The sequence below is a fragment of the Magnetospirillum sp. 15-1 genome (genome assembly GCF_900184795.1).
Taxonomy (GTDB): domain Bacteria; phylum Pseudomonadota; class Alphaproteobacteria; order Rhodospirillales; family Magnetospirillaceae; genus Phaeospirillum.
In genome coordinates this window covers 1-20,258 of the sequence record NZ_FXXN01000024.1, presented here as the reverse complement: position 1 = coordinate 20,258, position 20,258 = coordinate 1, and the positions used below count along the sequence as shown (strand labels likewise).

Genomic DNA, 20,258 nt, shown 5'->3' with positions numbered 1-20,258 from the left:
GGGTTTAACGGGCCGACAGGCACTCGGCAAGGGCGGCGGCGAGTCCCGTCATCTGCTGCACATAGGAGTCCTTGCCGGCGGGCACAAGCAGACCTTCCGGGTCCAATTGCCCCAGCCGCGCCCCGGCGGCGTCGGCCAGGGTGGCGGCGGTGGCCGAGGGCGCCCCCGGCTCGCCGAACACGCAGGCGGCGCCGGCGTTCTTCAGGCGGTCGCGCAACTGGGCCATGCGCCGGGCGCCCGGCGGACGCTCGGGATCGACGGTGATGGCTCCGGCGGGAGAGAGGCCGTAGCGGGCCTCGAAATACTGGTGGGCGTCGTGGAACACCACATAGGGGCGTTTGGCGATCGGGGCCAGTCTGGCGGCGATGTCCGCGTCCATATGGGTCAGGCGGCGCTTCAGGGCCTCGGCATTGGCGGCGTAACGGGCGGCGTTGGCCGGGTCCAGCCCGCTCAACCGCTCGGCCACCGCGCCGGCCAGCAGGGCGGCATTGCGCGGGTCGAGCCAGACATGGGGATCGGTCTCGTCCTGCTTGCCGTGCTCGTGGTGGCCGCCGTGCCCGTGCGCGTCCGCCTCCCAGGCGCCGCCCTCGCGGGTGTCCAGGCGGATCAGACCGGGCAGCGACAGCATGGCGAGGCTGTCCTTGCGCTGCGCCAGGGGGCGCTCCAGCCAGGATTCCAGGGCGGGGCCGACCCACACCACCAGCCGCGCCTTCTCGGCGGCGCGGGCGTCGGAGGGCTTCATGGCATAGCCGTGGGGCGAGGCGCTGCCCGAAACGATCAGGCCGGGCTCGCCCACGCCCTCCATCACCGCCGCCACCAGGGAGTGCAGCGGCTTGATGCTGACCAGCACCGCCGGAGCCTCGGCCGCCGCCGGGGCCGCGAAACCGAGCAGGAGGAGGGCGGCTGCCAGGGTCTTCCGCATGGGGGCGCTCCGTGTCATGATGGAAAGGATGAAATGTTATAATATAACATCTGTGTGGCGGCAAGGATGAGCTTTCCGGTTCCCCATCACGATCACGGCGCCTGTATCCGCTCGGCCATGGCGGCGGCGGAGGACGAGTGCCGCCGGCGTGGCGCCCGGCTGACCGACATCCGCCGCCGGGTGCTGGAACTGGTGTGGAGCAGCCACCGGCCGGTGGGGGCCTACGCCCTGCTGGAGGCGTTGGGCAAGGAGGGGTGGTCGGCGGCGCCCCCCACCGTCTACCGTGCCCTCGATTTCCTGCAGGCCCATGGTTTGGTCCATCGCATCGCCCTGCTCAACGCCTTCGTCGGCTGCGCCCATCCCGGCCATGTCCATGCCGGCCAGTTCCTGCTGTGCGCCCAATGCGGCATCGCCGTAGAACTGGAGGACAAGGAGGTGGATGCCGCCATCGGCCGTGCCGCCGGGCGCCTGGGTTTTTCCGTGGCGCGCCAGACCATCGAGATCGAGGGATTGTGCGCCCAGTGCCGCCAGGGGAGCGGGCAATCATGAGCTTGCTCGCTCTGTCCGGCGTGCGGCTGAGCCATGGCGGCCATCTGGTGCTCGACCGGGTCGATCTGGCGGTGAAGGCGGGGCGGATCATCACCGTGGTTGGTCCCAACGGCGCCGGCAAGTCGTCGCTGCTGAAGGTGGCGCTGGGCCTGCTGCGTCCCGATGCCGGCACGGTGGAACGCTCGGCTTCGGTGATCGGCTATGTGCCGCAGCGCTTGGATATCGGACGGCTGTTGCCGCTGTCGGTGCGGCGCTTCCTGGCCATGGCGGTGCCCGAGCGCCTGGATAACGGGCGGCTGGCGGGCATGCTGGATACGGTCGGGGCCGGTCACGTGCTGACGCGGCAGGTGGCCGATCTGTCGGGCGGTGAACTGCAGCGGGTACTGCTGGCCCGTGCCCTGTTGCGGCGGCCGGACCTGCTGGTGCTCGACGAGCCGGTGGGCGGCGTCGACGTGGCCGGGCAGGCGGAACTCTATGACCTGATCACCCGTCAGGCTCGCGACAACGGGGTGGGAGTGCTGATGGTCTCGCACGACCTGCATGTGGTGATGGCCGCCACCGACCACGTGGTCTGCCTCAACCGCCATGTGTGCTGCGCCGGCCATCCCGAGGCGGTGAGCCGCCATCCCGAATACCTGGCGCTGTTCGGCCCGAGGGTGGCCGCCAGTCTGGCCATCTATACCCACGCCCACGACCACGGGCACGGCGCCGACGGCTCGGTGCTGCCGTTGGAGGGGGCGGAACACGAGCACGGACACGTTCACGGACCGGGATGCCGCCATGGATGATTTCCTGTTGCGCGCCCTGATGGCGGGGGCGGCGGTGGCCCTGGTGGCCGGGCCGCTGGGCTGCTTCATCGTCTGGCGCCGCATGGCCTATTTCGGCGACGCCCTGGCCCATTCCGCCCTGCTGGGCATCGTGGCGGGATTGCTGCTGGGGGTGGCACCCCTGGCCGGGGTGGTGGCGCTGTGCGTCATCGCCGCCCTGATCCTGGCCCGTGCCGAGGCCGACCGGACCTCGGGGGCCGACAGTCTGCTGGGCATCCTGGCCCACGGCTCCCTGGCCCTGGGGCTGGTGCTGCTGTCCCTGATGGACCGGGTGAGGGTCGACCTGATGGGGTGGCTGTTCGGCGACATCCTGGCGGTGGGCGCCGACGACATGATCTGGCTGTGGGGCGGGGCGTTCCTCATCCTGGCGGTGCTGTTCTCCCAATGGCGGAGCCTGGTGGCGGCCGCCGTGGACGAGGACCTGGCCCTGGTCGAAGGTCATCCGGTGGGCCGTGCCCGGGTGCTGCTGATGCTGCTGGTGGCGCTGGGCGTCGCCGCCGCCATGAAGGTGGTGGGCGTCATGCTGGTCACCGCCATGCTGATCATCCCGGCGGCGGCGGCGCGGCGGCTGTCCCGCACGCCGGAACAGATGGCGGTGCTGGCGGCGGCGGCTGGACTGACGGCAGTGGTCCTTGGTTTGGGGGGGAGTTGGGTCTGGGATACGCCGTCCGGCCCCAGCATCGTGACCGTGGCCACGGTGCTTTTCCTGCTGTCCCGCACTCTTTCCCGGCGATAAACCGAGCGGACGGCCTTGCCGATTACCCAAGGCGGTGCCATCATCTGGCCTTATTCCAGTATTTGGGGGAGGCCACGCTCCGGAACGGGGCAGAAGGCCGTGAGCGATGAACGATTCCAAGCGTCGAGCCAAATTCGAGTCCAAGGTCGCTGAACTGCTTGCCGTCACTGCGGGATTGAAGGTTCCGCAGATTTTGATGCTGCGCCGGATGACCTCGTCCGATCCGGACACCCAATCCTGGGCCAACGACCGCGAACTCGGCGTGGTGTTCGACACCATCCTGGACCGTGCCGTGGCCGCCATGGACGTGGAGGTACTGGGCGCCGCCGCCGATCAGCACTTCGACGGCCTGCTGCCGCCCGGCCCCGAGGAGGCCCGCGACAAGGATCGCTGGCTGCTGTTCGACGTCACCAAGAAGTATCTGGTCAATCGCGCCAAGGCGGCCGCCCAGGTTCCCGTGGCGCCCGAGCCGCCCCCCGCCGTGATCGAGGAGGAGGAGGAGGCGCCCATCGCCTTCGACAACTTCCGGCAGATGTTCGACGAGACCCTGGCCCGTTACGCCCGCCGCGCCCTCCAGGCCCTGGTGGTCAATCCCACCAGCGCTGCCAACCTGCGGCCGCATATTCCGCTGCCTTTCATCATCTCGCCCGGCTTCGCCACCTGTTACGAGACCCTGTTGCGCAAGTTCGTGCTGCCCGACATCCGCGCCACCAAGCGCATCAAGGAGTTGTCGGAAAGCCGGATCTGGGATTCCGCCGGCCCCAACCGGCTGATCGCCATTCTCCAGCAGGGCGGCCAGGGCAATCCCATTCTCGACACCTGGGATTCCCGCTGGTCCGCCTACAAGTCGGAAGGGGTCGGCGCCAAGCACGCCAAGGCCAACGACCCCTGGGCGGTGTTCCGCGAATGGGCCAAGGCCGGCGGGTTTCCCGCGCCGGGCGAGGCCGATATCCCGCTGCTGCATTCCGTGATCCGCTGGGAGCCGGAAGCCCTGCTCGAGGCCTGGCGCGAGGTGGCGCTGCTCTATCAGCAGGAGTTCCATCCCAAGGACCGTCACGATCAGGCCCGCGAGGGAGCCTTTCGCGACGCCATCGTCCGCTCTATCCGGGAATTGCCCAAGTATGGCGGCGACCTGATCGCCATGAAGGCGTTCTTCGAGATGCCCAAATGCGACCGCATGTTCCTGCGCAAGCTGATGCAGACGGTGGGCGGTACCGAAACCGAGCGGCGCCGGGTCGCTCCGGGGCTGGTTCACTTCTACAACAACCTTCCCCTGTGACGCTTGCCGTACCGGCGGAGTTTTAGGCCAACCATGCGGTTTGTGCTATAACCTAAGCATGATGTCCATATGGGAGAGGCCGGCATGTCCGGGGCGTTGAGGGTTGGGGGCGGCGGAGCCAGGAAGCCATCCACGTGGCTCCCCTTCGTGGTGGCCGCCCTGATCACCGCCTGTTCCGGTCTGGTGCTGCTCAAGCTTTATGCCCTGCAATCCGAGCGCCGCCACGAGGCCGCGAGGGTGGAACTGGTTTCCCGGCTCAGTGTGTTGCGCGCCCGCCTGGAATACAACCTGACCGCGCCCCTGCTGATCACCCGGGGGCTGGTCGCCCAGATCATCTTTCAGGGCGGCATGAGCGATGCCGACTTCGCTCGGGCGGCGTCCCTGGTGATCCAAGGCTATGAGTCGGTCCGCAATCTGACCATGTCGCGCGGCACGGTGATTTCCGCCGTCTATCCCTTTGCCCCCAACCGGGCGGCGGTCGGGGTGGATTACCGCGACCGCCCCGACCAGTGGCCGACGGTGGAGCGGGCCATCAACAGCCGCAAGCCGGTGGTGGCCGGGCCGGTGAACCTGATCCAGGGCGGAACGGCGCTGATCGGGCGGGTGCCGGTCTTTCTGCCCGATTCCGGCCGGGGCCAGACCAAACTGTTCGGCCTGATCAGCGTGGTGATCGACATCCCCACGGTCTTCGCCGCGGCGGGGCTCGATACCGGGACGCTGCCCATGGAAGTCGCCCTGCGCGGCCGCGACGGAGAGGGCAAGGCCGGCGCCATGATCTGGGGGGATGAAGCCGTCTTCGGCCGCTCGCCGGTGGAGATGGAGGTAACGCTGCCCGACGGGACCTGGGCCATGGCGGCCATTCCCAAGGGGGGCTGGGGAACCGATGACGGACAGCTGCGGGTGACCGGCGGCATGGGGGTGGTCCTGTTTTTTCTGACCGCCCTGGCGTCCTTCGGCTGGGCCTTCCATGCCCGGGGTCAGCGGCGGGCCCTGCGTCACGTGGCGGAGAGCGAGGAGCGCTACCGCGCCCTGGTGGAAACCGCGCCCATGGCGGTGGTCGTCCATCGCGACGGTGTCATCCTGTTCGCCAATACCCAGGCGTCCCGCATGCTGAAGGTGCCCGAAGGACAGCCCCTGGCCGGCCGGGCGCTGCTTGACTTCGTCCATCCGGACAGCCGCGACGCCCTGGCGGAACGGGTGGACTTCGTACTGGCCTCCCCGGATGCGATCTCCAGCGGTGCCGCCCGCTATATCACCGGCGTGGGAGATGTGATCGAAAGCGAGGTGGTGTCCACCCGGGTCGGCTTGGAGGGGCAGCCGGCGGTGCTGTCGGTGGTGCACGACGTTACCCGGCGTTACCGGGCCGAGGCCGAGCGCGAGCGCCTGCTGGAAAGTCTGCAGCGGTCCAACGAGGACCTGCAGCAATTCGCCTATATCGCCAGCCACGACCTGCAGGAACCGCTGCGCAACGTGGCCGGTTATGTGCAGTTGCTGGGGCGGCGTTATCGCGGCCGCCTGGATAAGGATGCCGACGACTTCATCGCCTTCGCGGTCGGCGGCACCAAGCGCATGCAGGAGATGATCACCAATCTTCTGGATTACTCGCGCCTGAATCAGGCCGATGGTGAGCCCGAACGTATCGACAGCCGGGTCGCCCTCGACGAGGCCCTGGCCGATCTGGGCGCCGCCATGGACGAATCGGGGGCGGTGGTCGAGGTGATCGGCACCATGCCGGTGGTGTCGGTCCGGCGGGTGGAATTGGCCCGGATTTTCCTCAATCTGGTCGGCAACGCCATCAAATACCGCCGCGCCGACACCATTTCACGTATCCGCGTCTTCGCCCGCCGTGACGGACTGAACTGGGTTTTTACCGTCACCGACAACGGTATCGGCATGGAGTCCGCCTATCTGGACCGCATCTTCACGCTGTTCCAGCGCCTGCACTCGCGCGAGACCTATGACGGTACCGGCATCGGTCTGGCCATCTGCCGTAAGCTGGTGCAGCACAACGGCGGCCGTATCTGGGCCGAGTCGGAGCCGGGGCGGGGCTCCAGCTTCCATTTCAGCCTGCCGGCGGCGGATTAGGAAAGGAGCCGTTCAGGACCGTGCCGGGGCGAGGCGGAAGCCGGCCAGGGAGGCGGTCTTGGACAGGGTGTCGAGCAGTTCCAAGGGGGCCGGCTCGCGCTCGGCCAGCAGCGACATCTGGTACTCGAACATCCCGCCGCCATCTTCCAACTGGAAGCTCCAGTCGCGGGCCACGAAGCCGTGGCGGGCCAGCATGGCGTGAATCTCCTCGGCCGGCGGAGTCTGGTTGTGCAGATAGGTCAGCGTGAGATGCAGGGCCGTCTGGTGGGGCAGGGCGTGCTCGATACGCCGCGCGGCGGTCATGACCGCCACGGTGCACAGCGCGCCGAAAACCGCCGCCACATAGAAGCCGACGCCGATCAGCACGCCGATGGCCGCCGTCACCCAGATGGACGCGGCGGTGGACAGGCCGCGGATGCTGAACCCCTCCTTCATGATCACGCCGGCTCCCAGGAAGCCGATGCCGGTCATGATGCCCTGGATGGTGCGGGTGGGGTCGGCGATGCCCGGCGTGTCGGAGAGCCCGGCGTACCACATATGGGGATAGCCGTTGACCACGGTCAGCGCGGTCGAGGCCATGCATACCAGGGAGTAGGTGCGCAATCCCGCCGCCCGGCCGTGATACGAGCGCTCGTAGCCGATCATCAGGCCGGTGGCCATGGCACCCAGCATGTGCAGCAGCACCAGTCCGTTGGTGATCAGTTCCTTGCTGGACCAGTAGGCTTGCAGCGTTTCCATGGACTAGCTGGCGTTGTCGTTGAAGGCGGCGGTCTCATAAATCTCGGCGGGCGCCAGCGACGGCGGCGCTTCGCTCTCCAGGGCGGCCGGGGCGGTCCGCACGGCGACCGTCGCCTCGGCCGGCTGGGTCGTCCGGGCGGTGGGAGCGGGAGGCGGAGAGGCGTTCCGGGCCGGAGCCTGCTCCACAGCCACCGGCGGCCGCGGGGCCGCCGTGGGGGCTGGAGCCTCGGTTTTTCCGGTGGGAGCGGGCGCCGGGGGCTGTGCCGGTGCGGGTGCCGTCTGGGTTTCGCCCTCGGCCTCGTCCAGTTCCATGCCGCCGCCCAGGGCCTTGTACAGGCCGATGGCGGCCTCCAGCCGGCCGAAGCGGGCCTGGACCTTGGCGTCCTCGGCCTGGAAGCGGGTCCGCTGGGTTTCCAGCACGTTGAGGTAATCGACCATGCCCAGGCGGAAGGCCTCGGAACTGAGGCCATAGGCGTCGAGCGAGGCCTGCAGCACTTCCTGCTGGGCCACTTCCAGATCGCCCTGCAGACGGACGCTCATCAGCGCATCCTCGACGTCGCGCAGGCTGGTCAGGATGGTCTGCTGATAGGTCTCGACCAGTTCGGTGTACTTGGCCTCGCTGTATTCGATGTCGGACCGCGTCTTGCCGTTGTCGAAGATGGTGGCGGCCAGGGTGCCGGCCAGGGTGAAGAAGATGCTGGTCGGCTTGGTGATGTTGTCGAAATACTGGGCGGCCCAGCCGCGATCGCCGCTGATGGAGAACGTCGGCAACAGCTTGGCCCGCGCCACGCCGATATTGGCGTTGGCGGCCACCAGGTTGGCCTCGGCCTTGCGGATATCCGGGCGGCGCAGCAGCAGGTCCGACGGCAGTCCGGCCGACATCTCGGGCACCAGCAGGTCGCGCAGGGTCTTGCCGTTGAGCGCCAGGGTCTGCGGCGGGCGGCCCAGCAGCACGGCCAGTTTGTTGAAGGCGCGCTCGCGCTGCAGAATGATCGGTGGAATGGTCGCCTCGGCCTGGGCCAGCACGTTGCGCTGCTGCGCCAGCTCCAGGTTCGAGCTTTCGCCCAGGCGGACGCGCTCGGTCACCGCGACGTACATGGCCTTCATGTTGGCGATGTTGCTGCGCGCCACCGTCTCGCGGTCCAGGCCCTCCAGATATTGGATATAGGTGAGCACCACGTCGGAGATCAGGGTGAGGCCGACCGCCTCGCGATCATGGATGTTGGCGAAGGTGGTCGCCAGGGACGAGGCTTCCGACGCGCGAATCTTGCCCCACAGATCCACCTCCCAACTGGCCGAGACATAGGCCGAACTGAGGCGGTGGCTGCGGTTGGTGGGGGGGGCGGGGTCGGTGCCCTGGCCGCCCTGCGGCGAATCGATGCTGCGCTTGCCCGACGCGGTGATGGTCGGCAGGAGGGCCGAGCCGGCCGAACCGGCCTGGGCTTCCGCCTGGACGATACGGGCGGCGGCGGCCTTGAGGTCGTGGTTGTTGGCCAGCGCCTCGGCAATCAGGGTATCCAGCTCCTCGGAGCCGAAAATCTTCCACCACTGGGACAGCGGCTTGGGCATTTCCGGCGAGGGCTCGGGCAGGGGATTGCGGTAGCTGGTGGGGATGTCCTGCTTCGGCCGCTCGTAGTTCGGGGTCACGTTGCAGGCGCTGCTGCTCATCACCAACGCGGCCATCATCACCCATCGCGCCGCTTGGGCGGACAATCCCCGTCTTTCCCTCGTGCCCATTGGTTCCCCTGGTCCTGATACGGCCTCAGTAAGTACCACGATTGCCACCGGCCCGAAAGTCCCGTCCGACCAAGGTTGCGGCGGGTAGCCTTTCAGTCGTGGGCCGGCCTCCCCACATGAGGGGGGAAAGGGGGCGCCGGAAGCGCGTCATCCGGCTGTGCCCATCACCCTCTAATGTTGCGGCGCAGCAATCGGTTCGCAAATAACCAAATTTCGGTTAACGATAAATAGAGCGTTACGAAACAACGGTTTTTCATGAATATGACCCTTGCAAAATAGGGAAGGTTGGTTTACCTATCGTCCCCGTTGAACGTTTCAGGCTCCGGGAGGAACCATGGCCACCAAGAAGAAGGAACGGGGGGCGGCCGAGCCCACCCCTCAGGAACTCATCCGCTATTATCGCGAGATGCTGCTCATCCGCCGGTTCGAGGAGAAGGCGGGCCAGCTTTACGGCATGGGACTGATCAACGGCTTCTGTCACCTCTATATCGGCCAGGAGGCCGTGGTGGTCGGCATGCAGGCCGTGGCGGGGGCGACGGATTCCTGCATCACGTCCTATCGCGATCACGGCCATATGCTGGTCTGCGGCATGGACCCCAAGGGGGTGATGGCCGAACTGACGGGGCGCGCCGGCGGCTATTCCCGCGGCAAGGGCGGCTCCATGCATATGTTCAGTCGCGAGAAGCGGTTCTATGGCGGCCACGGCATCGTCGGCGCCCAGGTGCCGCTGGGCACCGGCCTGGGCTTCGCCCACAAGTATTCCAAGGACAACGGCGTCGCCCACGTCTATTGCGGCGACGGCGCGGTCAACCAGGGCCAGGTCTATGAGGCCTTCAACATGGCGGCGCTGTGGAAGCTGCCGGTCGTGTTCATCATCGAGAACAACAAGTACGCCATGGGCACCTCGACGGTGCGTCATGCCGCCGGCCAGGAGCTGTACATGCGCGGCGCCGCCTATGGCATTCCCGGCGAGCCGGTCAACGGCATGAGCGTCATGGCGGTGCGCGACGCCGCTGCCCGCGCCCTGGAGCATGCCCGTTCCGGCCAGGGGCCCTACATCCTGGAAATGAACACCTACCGCTATCGCGGCCACTCCATGTCCGACCCGGCCAAGTACCGGAGTAAGGAGGAAGTGACCAAGATGCGCGAGCAGCACGATCCCATCGACCAGTTGAAGGAAAAGCTGCTGGCCGACGGCCTGATCGACGAGGCCGGCCTCAAGGAGATCGACCGCGAGGTCAAGGTGATCGTCACCGAAGCCGCCGAGTTCTCGCAGTCCAGTCCCGAGCCGGATCCGTCCGAGCTGTGGACCGACGTACTGATCGAAGCGTAAGGCGAGGGGGGTATAAAATGCCGATTCAAGTTCTGATGCCCGCGCTGAGCCCGACCATGACCGAGGGCAAGCTGGCCAAATGGCTGAAGGCCGAGGGCGATGCCGTGAAGTCCGGCGACGTATTGGCCGAGATCGAGACCGACAAGGCCACCATGGAAATGGAAGCCGTCGAGGATGGCGTGCTGGGCAAGATCCTGGTGGCCGGCGGGACCGAGGGGGTGGCGGTCAATACGCCCATCGCCCTGATCCTGGAAGAGGGCGAGGATGCCTCTGCTCTGTCCGCCGCCCCGGCCGCCGCCGCTCCGGCCCCGGTGGCTGCCGCGCCCGCTCCGGTCGCCCAGCCCATGGCCGGCGCCCCGGCGCCCGAGGAGAAGGTCTACGCCTCCACCAAGCGCCAGACGGTGCGAGAGGCCCTGCGCGACGCCATGGCCGAGGAGATGCGCGCCGACGCCTCCGTCTTCCTGATGGGCGAGGAAGTGGCCCAGTACCAGGGCGCCTATAAGGTCAGCCAGGGGCTGCTGGATGAATTCGGCGCCGAGCGCGTCATCGACACGCCCATCACCGAGATGGGATTCGCTGGTCTGGCCTGTGGTGCCGGCTATGCGGGCTTGAAGCCCATCGTCGAGTTCATGACCATGAACTTCTCCATGCAGGCCATCGACCACGTCATCAATTCGGCGGCTAAGACCCTTTATATGTCGGGCGGCCAGCAGCCGTGCTCTATCGTGTTCCGCGGTCCCAACGGCGCCGCGTCGCGGGTCGGCGCCCAGCACAGCCAGGATTACGCCTCGTGGTACGCCCATTGCCCCGGCCTCAAGGTGTTGGCGCCGTGGAGCGCCGCCGACGCCAAGGGCCTCTTGAAGGCCGCCATCCGCGATCCCAATCCGGTGGTATTCCTGGAAAACGAGCTGCTTTACGGCCAGAGCTTCGACGTTCCCGATGATCCTGATTTTGTCCTGCCCATCGGCAAGGCCAAGATCGAGCGGGCCGGTACCCACGTCACCATCACCGCCTATTCCCGCATGGTGCAGGTGGCGCTCGACGCCGCCGAGGCCTTGAAGGCCGAGGGTATCGAGGCCGAGGTCATCAACCTGCGCTCCATCCGTCCGCTGGACGTGGCGACCATCGTCGCCTCGGTCAGGAAGACCAACCGCATCGTCAGCCTGGAGGAAGGCTGGCCGGTGGCCGGTATCGGCGCGGAAATCGCCGCGCTGATGATGGAGCACGCTTTCGACTGGCTGGATGCGCCGGTGGTTCGGGTCTGTGGCGCCGACGTGCCCATGCCCTATGCCGCCAATCTGGAAAAGCTGGCCCTGCCGCAGATCGAGCACGTGGTGGCCGCCGCCCGCTCCGTCTGCTATCGCGCCTGAGGAAGGGGGGACGAACCATGCCTGTGCAAATCCTGATGCCCGCCCTGTCGCCGACCATGACCGAGGGCACCGTCGCCAAGTGGCTGAAGAACGAGGGTGATGCCGTCAAGTCGGGCGACGTGATCTGTGAGATCGAGACCGACAAGGCGACCATGGAATTCGAGGCCGTCGACGAAGGCGTGCTGGGGAAAATCCTGGTGGCCGGTGGCACCGCGGGCGTCGCGGTCAACACGCCCATCGCCGTGCTGCTGGAAGAGGGCGAGGACGCTTCGGCCATTTCCGCCGCTCCGGCTCCCACCCCCACCCCGACCCTCCCCNNGCAAGNCGGNNGNGNGNGAGNCAGTACTGCCGGCGACCGCGTCTTCGCCTCGCCGCTGGCCAGGCGCATCGCCAGGGACGGCAAGGTGGACCTTGCTGCGGTCCGGGGCTCCGGTCCCCACGGCCGTATTGTCAAGGCCGACGTGGAAGCGGCCCTCAAAGCCGGTCCCGCCAAGCCGGCCGCCGCACCGGCTGCGGCTCCTGCGCCCAAGGTCGCTCCGGCTCCGGCCGCCGCCAGCCCGTTCGAGCCGGCCTTCGAGGAGATCGCCAACTCCACCATGCGCAAGGTCATCGCCCGGCGCCTGACCGAGGCCAAGTCGACCATTCCCCACTTCTACCTGTCCATCGACTGCGAGCTGGACGCCCTGTTGAAGGTGCGGACCGAGCTGAACGGGCGGTCCGATGCCTACAAGCTGTCGGTCAACGACTTCGTGGTGCGCGCCGTGGCGCTGGCCCTGAAGAAGGTGCCGGCCGCCAACGCCTCGTGGGGCGAAGACGCCATCAAGCGCTACACCGATATCGACATCTCGGTGGCGGTGGCGACGCCCAACGGCCTGATCACCCCCATCGTGCATCATGCCGACCGCAAGGGTCTGGCCGACATCTCGGGCGAGATGAAATCCCTGGCCGCCAAGGCGCGCGACAACAAGCTTAAGCCTGAGGAATTCCAGGGCGGCGGCTTCACCATCTCCAATCTCGGCATGTTCGGGATCAAGGAGTTCGCCGCCATCATCAACCCGCCCCAGGGCTGCATCCTGGCGGTGGGGGCCGGCGAGCAGCGTCCGGTGGTCAAGAACGGTGCGCTGGCCGTGGCCACGGTGATGACCTGTACGCTTTCGGTGGATCACCGGGTGGTCGACGGCGCGGTGGGGGCCGAATTCCTGGCCGCCTTCAAAAAGCTGATCGAAGACCCGCTCGCCATGTTGCTGTGAGGAGGGCCGTGTCATGACGCCCAGTTTCGACCAACTGCTTCTCCAGCGCCGCAGTCTGCGATCGTTCAGTGACCGTCCCATCGAACGCCAGGTCCTCGACCGGATGTTCGAGGCGGCGCGCTGGGCCTCGTCCGCCTACAACGAACAGCCCTGGGGCTATGTGGTGCTGGACGACCCCAGCTCGGAGACCCGGGCCCGCGTGCTCGACAGCATGGAGCCCCACAACCGGGCCTGGGCGGAAAAGGCCCCGGTCATCCTGGCCTCGGTGGCGCAATTGGGATTTCGCGGCCGCGACGGCGTCAACCGCCATGCCCACCACGATGTCGGCCAGGCCAACGCCCATCTGGCGCTCCGGGCGGCCGAACTCGGTCTTACCGTTCACATGATCGGCGGCTTCAACCATCAGGCGGCGGGCGAGGCCCTGGGGCTGGCGGCCGGCTTCGAGGTGGTGGCGCTGATGGCCGTTGCCTATCCCGGCCCGCCCGAGGTGCTGCCCGAACCCCTGCGGATCAAGGAGACGGCGCCGCGTGTCCGTCGCGAGATCGGCGAGTTCGTCCGGTTCGGCTAGAGGTTTAGGCGGACACATCATTTTTGCCGTCATTGCCGGGCTTGACCCGGCAATCCATGGACCCTCGGGTCAAGCCCGAGGGTGACGAGAAATGAAACCGCTTCGGCTAAAACCGGACAAACTCTATCCGGAGAAAGCGGCAATCACCCGAGGCGGGATCGTCGCCGCCCTGATCCGCCCCTGCTCGGCGTCGAAGGCGGTCCATACCCGGGTTTCCGAGCATTCGACGGCAACCACGTCGCCGTTGCGGACGACGTGCTGAAGCTCGAAGGCGCTACGGTGAAGCGCCGTGATGGTGGTCTCGATGACCAGATCGTCGCCCCAGCGACTTGGCGCCTTGAACCGCGCCTTGTTGTCGACCAGGGGGATGCCGTCGATGCCGAATTCCTCGATCAGGGATTTGAGCGACATTCCGGCTCGGGCCAGCAGGGCATGCACCGAGAAGTCGAACCAGATGAAGTAATTGGGGTTGAAGACGATCCCGGACGGATCGCAATGGCCGAATTCCACCTGGACGGATCGGGAGTTGGACAGCATCGGATATCTTCCGCCGGTTAGAGGTTATGGTGCCTGAAATCGTGAGAGGATCAGGCGCATGCTGCAAGCGATCTCTGGGCAAAGCTCGATCAGGCGGCCGGCCAGCTCGCGGGCCTTTCCGGTATTGACGGCGTTTCCCGCCGCTTCCGATTCGAGAATCTCGGCCAGTTCATCGATCTCCTCCCAACTGTGATCCACGGCAATCTCCCTGGACGAAGGTTCGGGAAAAAGGGGCCGGGCGACTGCTCGCCCGGCCAGGAGAGGGTATCGCGGCCCGGTGTCCGGTCAGGAGTGGGGAGAACACTATCCAGACATACCGGCGCGGTTCAAAGGAACCATGACAAGGATAACCGCAGGTGACGGCGGCCACGGTTGCCAATTGATATTTTTGCGTTTGGATTTTCAGAACGTCGCGCGCGGATATTTTGTAATATCTCTATTGTATGTGGCGCTTGCGCCTCCGCAATATCGTGGGATTTTGCCGTTCGATTTCTGCGAACGCTCTCCGACGATATTCAATCAAAGACCGAAACGCCCCCGGCATACAGTGATGTGATCATCGCTGTCGTGCCGTACGGCCACGGCACATTGCCTTTGCGGTTCTTGATTTGAGGAGGAAGCGTGATGACGCCAGCCGAAGTGTCCGTTGAAGCGACCGATGGCGAGACGACCGTCCTGAAGAGCGTCTGCCGGTCCTGTCACGGTGGCTGCGGCACCCTGCTTCACGTCCGGGGCGGAGAGCTGATCAAGGTGGAGGGCGACCCGGATTCCCCCCTCAATCGCGGCCGCCTCTGCCCCATCGGCACCGTGACCCGTGATCTGGTCTACCATCCCGACCGGCTGAAGTATCCCATGCGCCGGGTGGGCAAGCGCGGCTCGGGTCAGTGGGACCGCATCACCTGGGACGAGGCGCTGGACGAGATCGCTGCCCGGCTGGGCGACATCAAGGCCAAGTATGGCGCCGAATCCATCGCGCTCGGCACCGGTACCGGGCGTCACCACATCCGCTGGGTTTCCCGCTTCGGCCATGCGCTGGGCACGCCCAACTGGGCCGAGCCGGGCTTCGCCCAGTGCTTTCATCCCCGGGTCAACACCTGCATCCTGACCATGGGCGACTACCCGGTCTGCGACTTCACCGGCGACGTCGCAGGCCGAGACCGTCATGTACTGGGGGCACAACCCGGTGAATTCCGGGCCGGATGGCGAGACCCGCTTCAACGCCCGCGATTCGGCGGCCGCCGCCAAGCACATCATCGTCGTCGACCCGCGCGAGACCGAACTGGCCAAGCGGGCGGAGATCTGGCTGCAGGTGCGGCCCGGCGCCGACGATGCGCTGGGGCTGGCCATGCTCAACGTCATCATCGGCGAAAAGCTCTATGATGAGGTGTTCGTCAGCCGCTGGACCCACGGCTTTGCCGAACTGGCCGCCCATGTGCGGCAGTACACGCCGGAATGGGCCGAGCCCATCACCTGGGTTTCGGCCGAAAAGATCCGGGCGGCGGCCCGGCTGTTCGCCCAGGCCAAGCCGGCCCTGCTGGAATGGGGCTGCGCCATCGAGCACACGCCCAAATGCATCCAGACCATCCGGGCGCTGTCGATGCTTCCGGTGCTGACCGGCAATATCGAGATTCCCGGCGGCTGGGTGTTCGGCATGAAGGGCATCGGCCGTTTCCCCAGCCTGATCGAACTGCTGAGCCCGGAGGCCAACGCCAAGCGCCTGGGCGGGCAGCAGTTCAAGCTGCTGGGCGGCGAGGGCGCCGATCTGCCGGCCGCCCACATCCCGACCCTGCTTCAGGCCATGCGGGAGGGCAAGCCCTATCCGGTCAAGGCCTTCCTGGTGTTCGGCAACAACACGCTCACCACCTACGCCAACAGTTCGCTGGTCTACGAATCGCTGATGAAGCTGGACTTCATGGTCAATGCCGACCTGTTCATGACGCCCACCGCCGAGCTGGCCGATATCGTCCTGCCCGCCGCGTCGTGGCCGGAACTGGACCAGATCGCCGGCCTGCCGACCATCGCCGCCAACGTGGTGCTGGGCCAGCAGAAGGCGGTCCGGGTGCACGAGTGCAAGGCCGACGAGGAGATCTTCACCGAACTGGCGCGGCGCATGAACCTGCCCGGCTGCACCGAGCCGGTGCGCGACGTGCTGAACTCCCAGTTGAAGGGACTGGGGATCACCTTCGAGGAACTGACCCAGAAGGGCTTCGTCAAGGTGCCGTTCAAGTACGGCAAGCACGAGGAGAAGGGCTTCAAGACGCCGACCGGCAAGATCGAGCTCTATTCCACCCGGCTGGAGGACATGGGCTACGCCCCGCTGCCCTATTACGAGGAGCCGCCGGAAAGCCCGATCGCCTCGCCCGAAATCGCCAAGGACTTCCCCCTGGTGCTGACCACCGGCGGGCGCATTCCCTTCTACTTCAACTCGGAACATCGCCAGTTGCCCAAGCTGCGCAAGGCGCGGCGCGATCCGCAGGCGGAAATCCACCCCGAGACCGCAGCCCGCTTCGGCATCAATAACGGTGACTGGATGTGGATCGAGACCAGGCGCGGCCGCATGAAGCAGAAGGCCAAGGTCACCACCGGCATCGATGCGCGCGTGATCAACGCCGAGCACGCCTGGTGGTTCCCCGACGAGGAGGGGCCGGAATACGGAGTCTGGAAGTCCAATGTCAATCTGTTGACCAACAATGAACCGCCCTACGACCCGGCCATGGGAACCTATCAGCTCCGTGCACTGCTGTGCCGGATCGGCAAGGCGGAATAATCACCAAAACGGGAGGTTAGAGGCATGCATCGAACATTCTGGAAGGCGGCGCGGGCCGCAATGGTCGGGCTGGCGGCGCAAGCCGCCGTGGTCGGAGTAGCGGCGCTGGCGGCGTTTCCCGCCGGTGCGGAAACGGTCAAGGTCGGAGTGATTCTGACCTATTCGGGGCGCGATGCGGCGCTGGGCGAGCAGATCGACCGCGCCATCAATCTCTACATCAAGCTGCATGGCGCCGAACTGCCGGCCGGACTCAATGTGGAACTGGTCCGGCGCGACGATACCGGTCCCAACCCGGATGTGGCCAAGCGTCTGGCCCAGGAACTGATCCTGCGCGAGAAGGTTCAGATGCTGACCGGCGGCCAATGGACGCCCAACGCCACGGCGGTGGCGGCGCTGTCCAAGGAAGCCAAGGTCCCCTTCGTGGTGATGACGGCGGGCGGTTCGGCGGTGACCGAACAATCGCCTTACGTCATCCGCACCGGCTGGACCCTGTGGCAGACCAGCTATCCCCTGGGGCAATGGGCGGCCAAGCAGGGGCTGAAGAAGGCCTATACCGTGGTCAGCGACTTCGCTCCCGGCCATGACGGCGAGACCGCCTTCATCAAGGGCTTCACCGAGAATGGCGGCGACATCGTCGGATCGGTCCGCATCCCGCTCAAGACCAGTGATTACCTGCCCTATCTGCAAAAGGTCAAGGAAGCCAATCCCGAGACCATCTACCTGTTCAATCCGGGCGGTCCCCAGGCCACCGCCTTCATGAAGGCCTTCGACGACATCGGACTGACCCGGTCCAAGGTGAGGATTCTCGGCCCCGGCGATATCACCAGCGACGACGAACTGCCCAACATGGGCAAGGCGGCGCTGGGCGTCACCACCTTGCTGCAGTATTCGCCGTCGGCCGACCGGCCCGAGAACAAGGAATTCGTGGCGGCCTGGAAGAAGGAATACGGCGAGGCGTCGGTTCCCACCTTCTTCGCCGTGGCCGGCTGGGACGGCATGAAGGCCGTCTTCGACGCCATCATCGCCCAGAAGGGCAAGATCGAGGCGGACAAGACCATCGCCTTCCTGGCCAACTGGTCCAACCCCAAGAGTCCGCGCGGCCCCATCAAGATCGATCCGGCCACCCGCGACATCGTCCAGAACCAGTATATCCGCCGGGTCGAGGAGGTGGGCGGCAAGCTGGCCAATGTCGAGGTCGAGACCATTCCCCAGGTCGCCGATCCGTGGAAGGCCATGAAGAAGTAGGCCATCGGCCGGGGCCGGCTTCGACGCGCCGGCCCCGCCTTACCCAACCTGCCCGCAGCGGATTCCGTCGGAGATCATGGACATGGGGATACAGGCAACGACACGGTGGTCCGTGGTCGGCGTATCGATCCTGGCCGGCGTGGTGGCCGCGGCTCATATCGGCAAGGTTCCGACGGTGATTCCGGCCTTGCGCGGCGAACTCGGCCTGGGGCTGGTCGCCGCCGGCTGGGTGGTCTCCATGTTCAATACCCTGGGCTCGGCCTGCGGCATCGTCCAGGGCATGATCGGAGACACGCTCGGCCATCGCCGGTCCGCCCTTGTCGGTCTTCTCCTGCTGGCGATCGGCGGAGGGGTGGGGGCCCTGTCCTCCGATGAGGTGCTGCTGCTGATCGGACGCTGTATCGAAGGCGTCGGGTTCATCTCGGTGGTGGTGTCCTGTCCGGGCCTGATCCTGGCCGCGACGGCGCCCCGCGACCGGCGGCTGACATTCGGGCTTCTTGGGGTCTACATGCCGACCGGCGTGGCGATCGCCCTGGCCACGGCGCCCTTCATCGAAGCCGCCTTGGGGTGGCGGGGGCTCTGGATGGTGCTGGCCGGGGTTTCCCTCGGCATGGCCGCCCTCCTGGCCTGGATCACGCGGGAATTGCCCGGGAACGATGCCGTCCCCGGCGCCGGTACCGTCCGGGGCGTCGCCGACGACTTGCTGATGACGCTCCGGCAGCCGGGGCTGTGGTGGCTGGCCGCCGCCTTCACCGCCTATACCGTGCAGTGGTCGTCCCTGCTCGTATGGCTGCCCAGTGTGCTCATGGAGACCCGGCGGACCGATGCGGTCGGCGCCGCCGGGCTGACCGCCCTGATCGCCGCCGCCAATGCCCCCGGCGGCGTTCTCGGCGCATGGCTGCTGCATTGCCGTATCCCTCGCGGCCAACTGGTCGTCGGTGCCAATGCGGCCATGGGATTGTGCTGCATCGGGATTTTCTCTCCCACGCTCAGCGACCAGACCCGCTTTGCCCTGTGCCTGCTCTTTTCCGGTCTGGGTGGAATTTTGCCGTCCGCCGTGCTTGGCGGCACGGCCGTGCATGCCTCCGGGCCGCGCCAGATCGGGGCGGCCAACGGAATGGTCATACAAGGCTCCAATCTCGGCCAGCTGATCGGCCCGCTGACGGCGGCAGGCCTGGTCAGCCTGTTCGGCAATTGGGACAGCGTCCGCAGCTTCCTGGTCGGAGCCGCCATGCTTGGAGTGATCGCCGGGCTTCTGGTCGAGCAAAGCGAACGGAGGTTGTCTTATTCAGAGGCCGACTGATCCGCAGGGACCCCGTTCCGACCTTGCCGCCCAATGGAAAAAGCCGGGGGTGCTAGAATTCTGGCACCCCCNTTTTAGTTTTCGGGGGAGGGACGTCTGGCTTTTCGACTCCCCCGACGGGAATAGCCGCCGCCAAGGCGGTGGGCCGCTCACCACCACAGTGATAAATAAAGCCGACTGAACGGTCAATTAATTATTTTATTATCGGTGATATGGCTGATCAATACTGGGTATGTGGGGCTTGACAAAGACCGAACGGACGGACTAATAATCGGAAATGGCTTGTGCGAGGGGATGATGCAGCCGCTAACGGGTCTTAAGGTGGTGGATTTCAGCACTTTGCTGCCTGGCCCGCTGGCATCCCTGATGCTGGCGGAGGCGGGGGCGGAGGTTGTCAAGGTCGAGCGCCCCGGCTTCGGGGACGAAAGCCGCCTCATGTCCTCCGCTGTTTTCGCCATGCTGAACCGGGGCAAACGCAGCCTTTGCATCGATCTGAAGGACGAGCGGCGGCGGGCGGAACTGCTCGACGTCATTGCCCGCGCCGATATTCTTATCGAACAGTTCCGCCCCGGAGTGATGGCCCGTTCCGGCCTGGGGTGGGATGCCGTCCGCGAGATCAATCCGCGACTGATCTATTGCTCCATTACCGGATATGGTCAGTCCGGTCCCAAGGCCGCGCGGGCCGGGCACGACCTGAATTATCTGGCCGAGGCGGGCGTGTTGTCGCAGTCCCGGTCCATGCCGCCGGTCCTGATCGCCGATATCGTCGGCGGGGCTTACCCGGCGGTGATCAATATCCTCCTGGCCCTGGCGGCGCGCGACCGCGACGGAGAAGGCCGCCACATCGACGTGGCCATGACGGACAACCTGTACCCGCTCATGTTCTGGGACCTGGCCCAGGGGCTGGTGGCGGGGAGTTGGCCGTCGGCCGGGCAGGGATTCTTTACCGGCGGCTTGCCGCGCTACCGCCTGTACGAAACCGCCGACAACCGGATGCTGGCGGTCGGCGCCG

General features: G+C 66.5%; 17 protein-coding genes and 2 pseudogenes. 14 read left to right on the top strand and 5 right to left on the bottom strand.

The window, feature by feature from the left end; genetic code table 11:
* Window positions 1-4 precede the first annotated feature (4 nt).
* Complete coding sequence (locus tag CP958_RS11275) at window positions 5-922, bottom strand: zinc ABC transporter substrate-binding protein (RefSeq protein WP_096702065.1); 918 nt, start codon at window positions 920-922, stop codon at window positions 5-7.
* 66 nt (window positions 923-988) lie between these two features.
* On the opposite strand from CP958_RS11275, the gene CP958_RS11270 reads away from it, so the two are divergent.
* The 5 genes from CP958_RS11270 to CP958_RS11250 all read left to right on the top strand — a co-directional run bounded on the left by CP958_RS11270 (window position 989) and on the right by CP958_RS11250 (window position 6,398).
* Window positions 989-1,471 (top strand): Fur family transcriptional regulator, encoded by a 483-nt coding sequence (locus CP958_RS11270; RefSeq protein ID WP_096702064.1) that lies wholly within the window; start codon window positions 989-991, stop codon window positions 1,469-1,471.
* Window positions 1,468-2,259, top strand: coding sequence for a metal ABC transporter ATP-binding protein (locus CP958_RS11265; RefSeq protein ID WP_096702063.1), 792 nt, complete (start codon window positions 1,468-1,470; stop codon window positions 2,257-2,259). The genes CP958_RS11270 and CP958_RS11265 overlap by 4 nt, the downstream gene beginning before the upstream one ends.
* On the top strand, window positions 2,252-3,034 hold the full coding sequence (locus CP958_RS11260; protein WP_096702062.1) for an iron chelate uptake ABC transporter family permease subunit: 783 nt from the start codon (window positions 2,252-2,254) through the stop codon (window positions 3,032-3,034). The genes CP958_RS11265 and CP958_RS11260 overlap by 8 nt, the downstream gene beginning before the upstream one ends.
* A 106-nt stretch (window positions 3,035-3,140) precedes the next feature.
* Window positions 3,141-4,313 (top strand): hypothetical protein, encoded by a 1,173-nt coding sequence (locus CP958_RS11255; RefSeq protein WP_096702061.1) that lies wholly within the window; start codon window positions 3,141-3,143, stop codon window positions 4,311-4,313.
* An 84-nt stretch (window positions 4,314-4,397) separates the two neighbouring features.
* Window positions 4,398-6,398 carry an ATP-binding protein gene (locus CP958_RS11250; protein WP_242442851.1) on the top strand — a complete coding sequence of 667 codons (2,001 nt, stop codon included), beginning with the start codon at window positions 4,398-4,400 and terminating at the stop codon, window positions 6,396-6,398.
* A 12-nt stretch (window positions 6,399-6,410) separates the two neighbouring features.
* Here the strand turns inward: CP958_RS11250 and CP958_RS11245 are convergent, their stop codons facing one another.
* Both CP958_RS11245 and CP958_RS11240 read right to left on the bottom strand, forming a co-directional pair.
* Entirely contained in the window at window positions 6,411-7,136 is a 726-nt protein-coding gene (locus CP958_RS11245; protein WP_096702059.1) for an MgtC/SapB family protein, read from the bottom strand.
* A gap of 3 nt (window positions 7,137-7,139) precedes the next feature.
* A complete protein-coding gene (locus tag CP958_RS11240) occupies window positions 7,140-8,822 on the bottom strand; it encodes an efflux transporter outer membrane subunit (RefSeq protein ID WP_170958946.1) in 1,683 nt (560 codons plus the stop codon).
* Between the two features lie 385 nt (window positions 8,823-9,207).
* Here CP958_RS11240 and pdhA point away from each other — a divergent pair, with 385 nt between their 5' ends.
* The 4 genes and pseudogenes from pdhA to CP958_RS11220 all read left to right on the top strand — a co-directional run bounded on the left by pdhA (window position 9,208) and on the right by CP958_RS11220 (window position 13,394).
* The gene (gene pdhA, locus CP958_RS11235) at window positions 9,208-10,206 is read left to right on the top strand and encodes a pyruvate dehydrogenase (acetyl-transferring) E1 component subunit alpha (protein ID WP_096702057.1); all 999 of its coding nucleotides are present in this window, start codon (window positions 9,208-9,210) and stop codon (window positions 10,204-10,206) included.
* A gap of 17 nt (window positions 10,207-10,223) precedes the next feature.
* A complete protein-coding gene (locus tag CP958_RS11230; RefSeq protein WP_096702056.1) occupies window positions 10,224-11,576 on the top strand; it encodes a pyruvate dehydrogenase complex E1 component subunit beta in 1,353 nt (450 codons plus the stop codon).
* 17 nt (window positions 11,577-11,593) lie between these two features.
* Window positions 11,594-12,826, top strand: a pseudogene (locus CP958_RS11225) (pyruvate dehydrogenase complex dihydrolipoamide acetyltransferase).
* 13 nt (window positions 12,827-12,839) lie between these two features.
* Window positions 12,840-13,394 carry a nitroreductase family protein gene (locus CP958_RS11220; protein ID WP_096702055.1) on the top strand — a complete coding sequence of 185 codons (555 nt, stop codon included), beginning with the start codon at window positions 12,840-12,842 and terminating at the stop codon, window positions 13,392-13,394.
* A 123-nt stretch (window positions 13,395-13,517) separates the two neighbouring features.
* Here CP958_RS11220 and CP958_RS11215 read toward each other — a convergent pair whose 3' ends face one another.
* Window positions 13,518-13,931 (bottom strand): thioesterase family protein, encoded by a 414-nt coding sequence (locus CP958_RS11215; RefSeq protein ID WP_096702054.1) that lies wholly within the window; start codon window positions 13,929-13,931, stop codon window positions 13,518-13,520.
* A gap of 24 nt (window positions 13,932-13,955) precedes the next feature.
* Window positions 13,956-14,129: a hypothetical protein gene (locus tag CP958_RS26350; RefSeq protein ID WP_170958945.1), complete on the bottom strand. Its 174-nt coding sequence runs from the start codon at window positions 14,127-14,129 to the stop codon at window positions 13,956-13,958.
* Between the two features lie 426 nt (window positions 14,130-14,555).
* Here CP958_RS26350 and CP958_RS26950 point away from each other — a divergent pair.
* The 5 genes and pseudogenes from CP958_RS26950 to CP958_RS11195 form a co-directional block, all read left to right on the top strand.
* Window positions 14,556-14,867, top strand: a pseudogene (locus tag CP958_RS26950) (molybdopterin-dependent oxidoreductase); the annotation flags it as partial.
* 247 nt (window positions 14,868-15,114) lie between these two features.
* Window positions 15,115-16,698 carry a molybdopterin-dependent oxidoreductase gene (locus CP958_RS26715; RefSeq protein WP_198771976.1) on the top strand — a complete coding sequence of 528 codons (1,584 nt, stop codon included), beginning with the start codon at window positions 15,115-15,117 and terminating at the stop codon, window positions 16,696-16,698.
* Window positions 16,699-16,722: 24 nt separating this feature from the next.
* Window positions 16,723-17,943, top strand: a complete 1,221-nt coding sequence (locus CP958_RS11205; protein ID WP_242442850.1) for an ABC transporter substrate-binding protein — start codon at window positions 16,723-16,725, stop codon at window positions 17,941-17,943.
* A gap of 76 nt (window positions 17,944-18,019) precedes the next feature.
* Entirely contained in the window at window positions 18,020-19,246 is a 1,227-nt protein-coding gene (locus tag CP958_RS11200; RefSeq protein ID WP_096702052.1) for an MFS transporter, read from the top strand.
* Window positions 19,247-19,540: 294 nt separating this feature from the next.
* On the top strand, window positions 19,541-20,258 hold a 718-nt coding region (locus CP958_RS11195; protein ID WP_141400489.1), incomplete at its 3' end, for a CaiB/BaiF CoA-transferase family protein.

Coding starts and splice junctions, on each gene's coding strand:
- CP958_RS11275 (WP_096702065.1), bottom strand. CDS start 922: ATGCGGAAGACCCTGGCAGCCGCCCTCCTCCTGCTCGGTTTCGCGGCC.
- CP958_RS11270 (WP_096702064.1), top strand. CDS start 989: ATGAGCTTTCCGGTTCCCCATCACGATCACGGCGCCTGTATCCGCTCG.
- CP958_RS11265 (WP_096702063.1), top strand. CDS start 1,468: ATGAGCTTGCTCGCTCTGTCCGGCGTGCGGCTGAGCCATGGCGGCCAT.
- CP958_RS11260 (WP_096702062.1), top strand. CDS start 2,252: ATGGATGATTTCCTGTTGCGCGCCCTGATGGCGGGGGCGGCGGTGGCC.
- CP958_RS11255 (WP_096702061.1), top strand. CDS start 3,141: ATGAACGATTCCAAGCGTCGAGCCAAATTCGAGTCCAAGGTCGCTGAA.
- CP958_RS11250 (WP_242442851.1), top strand. CDS start 4,398: ATGTCCGGGGCGTTGAGGGTTGGGGGCGGCGGAGCCAGGAAGCCATCC.
- CP958_RS11245 (WP_096702059.1), bottom strand. CDS start 7,136: ATGGAAACGCTGCAAGCCTACTGGTCCAGCAAGGAACTGATCACCAAC.
- CP958_RS11240 (WP_170958946.1), bottom strand. CDS start 8,822: ATGATGGCCGCGTTGGTGATGAGCAGCAGCGCCTGCAACGTGACCCCG.
- pdhA (WP_096702057.1), top strand. CDS start 9,208: ATGGCCACCAAGAAGAAGGAACGGGGGGCGGCCGAGCCCACCCCTCAG.
- CP958_RS11230 (WP_096702056.1), top strand. CDS start 10,224: ATGCCGATTCAAGTTCTGATGCCCGCGCTGAGCCCGACCATGACCGAG.
- CP958_RS11220 (WP_096702055.1), top strand. CDS start 12,840: ATGACGCCCAGTTTCGACCAACTGCTTCTCCAGCGCCGCAGTCTGCGA.
- CP958_RS11215 (WP_096702054.1), bottom strand. CDS start 13,931: ATGCTGTCCAACTCCCGATCCGTCCAGGTGGAATTCGGCCATTGCGAT.
- CP958_RS11205 (WP_242442850.1), top strand. CDS start 16,723: ATGCATCGAACATTCTGGAAGGCGGCGCGGGCCGCAATGGTCGGGCTG.
- CP958_RS11200 (WP_096702052.1), top strand. CDS start 18,020: ATGGACATGGGGATACAGGCAACGACACGGTGGTCCGTGGTCGGCGTA.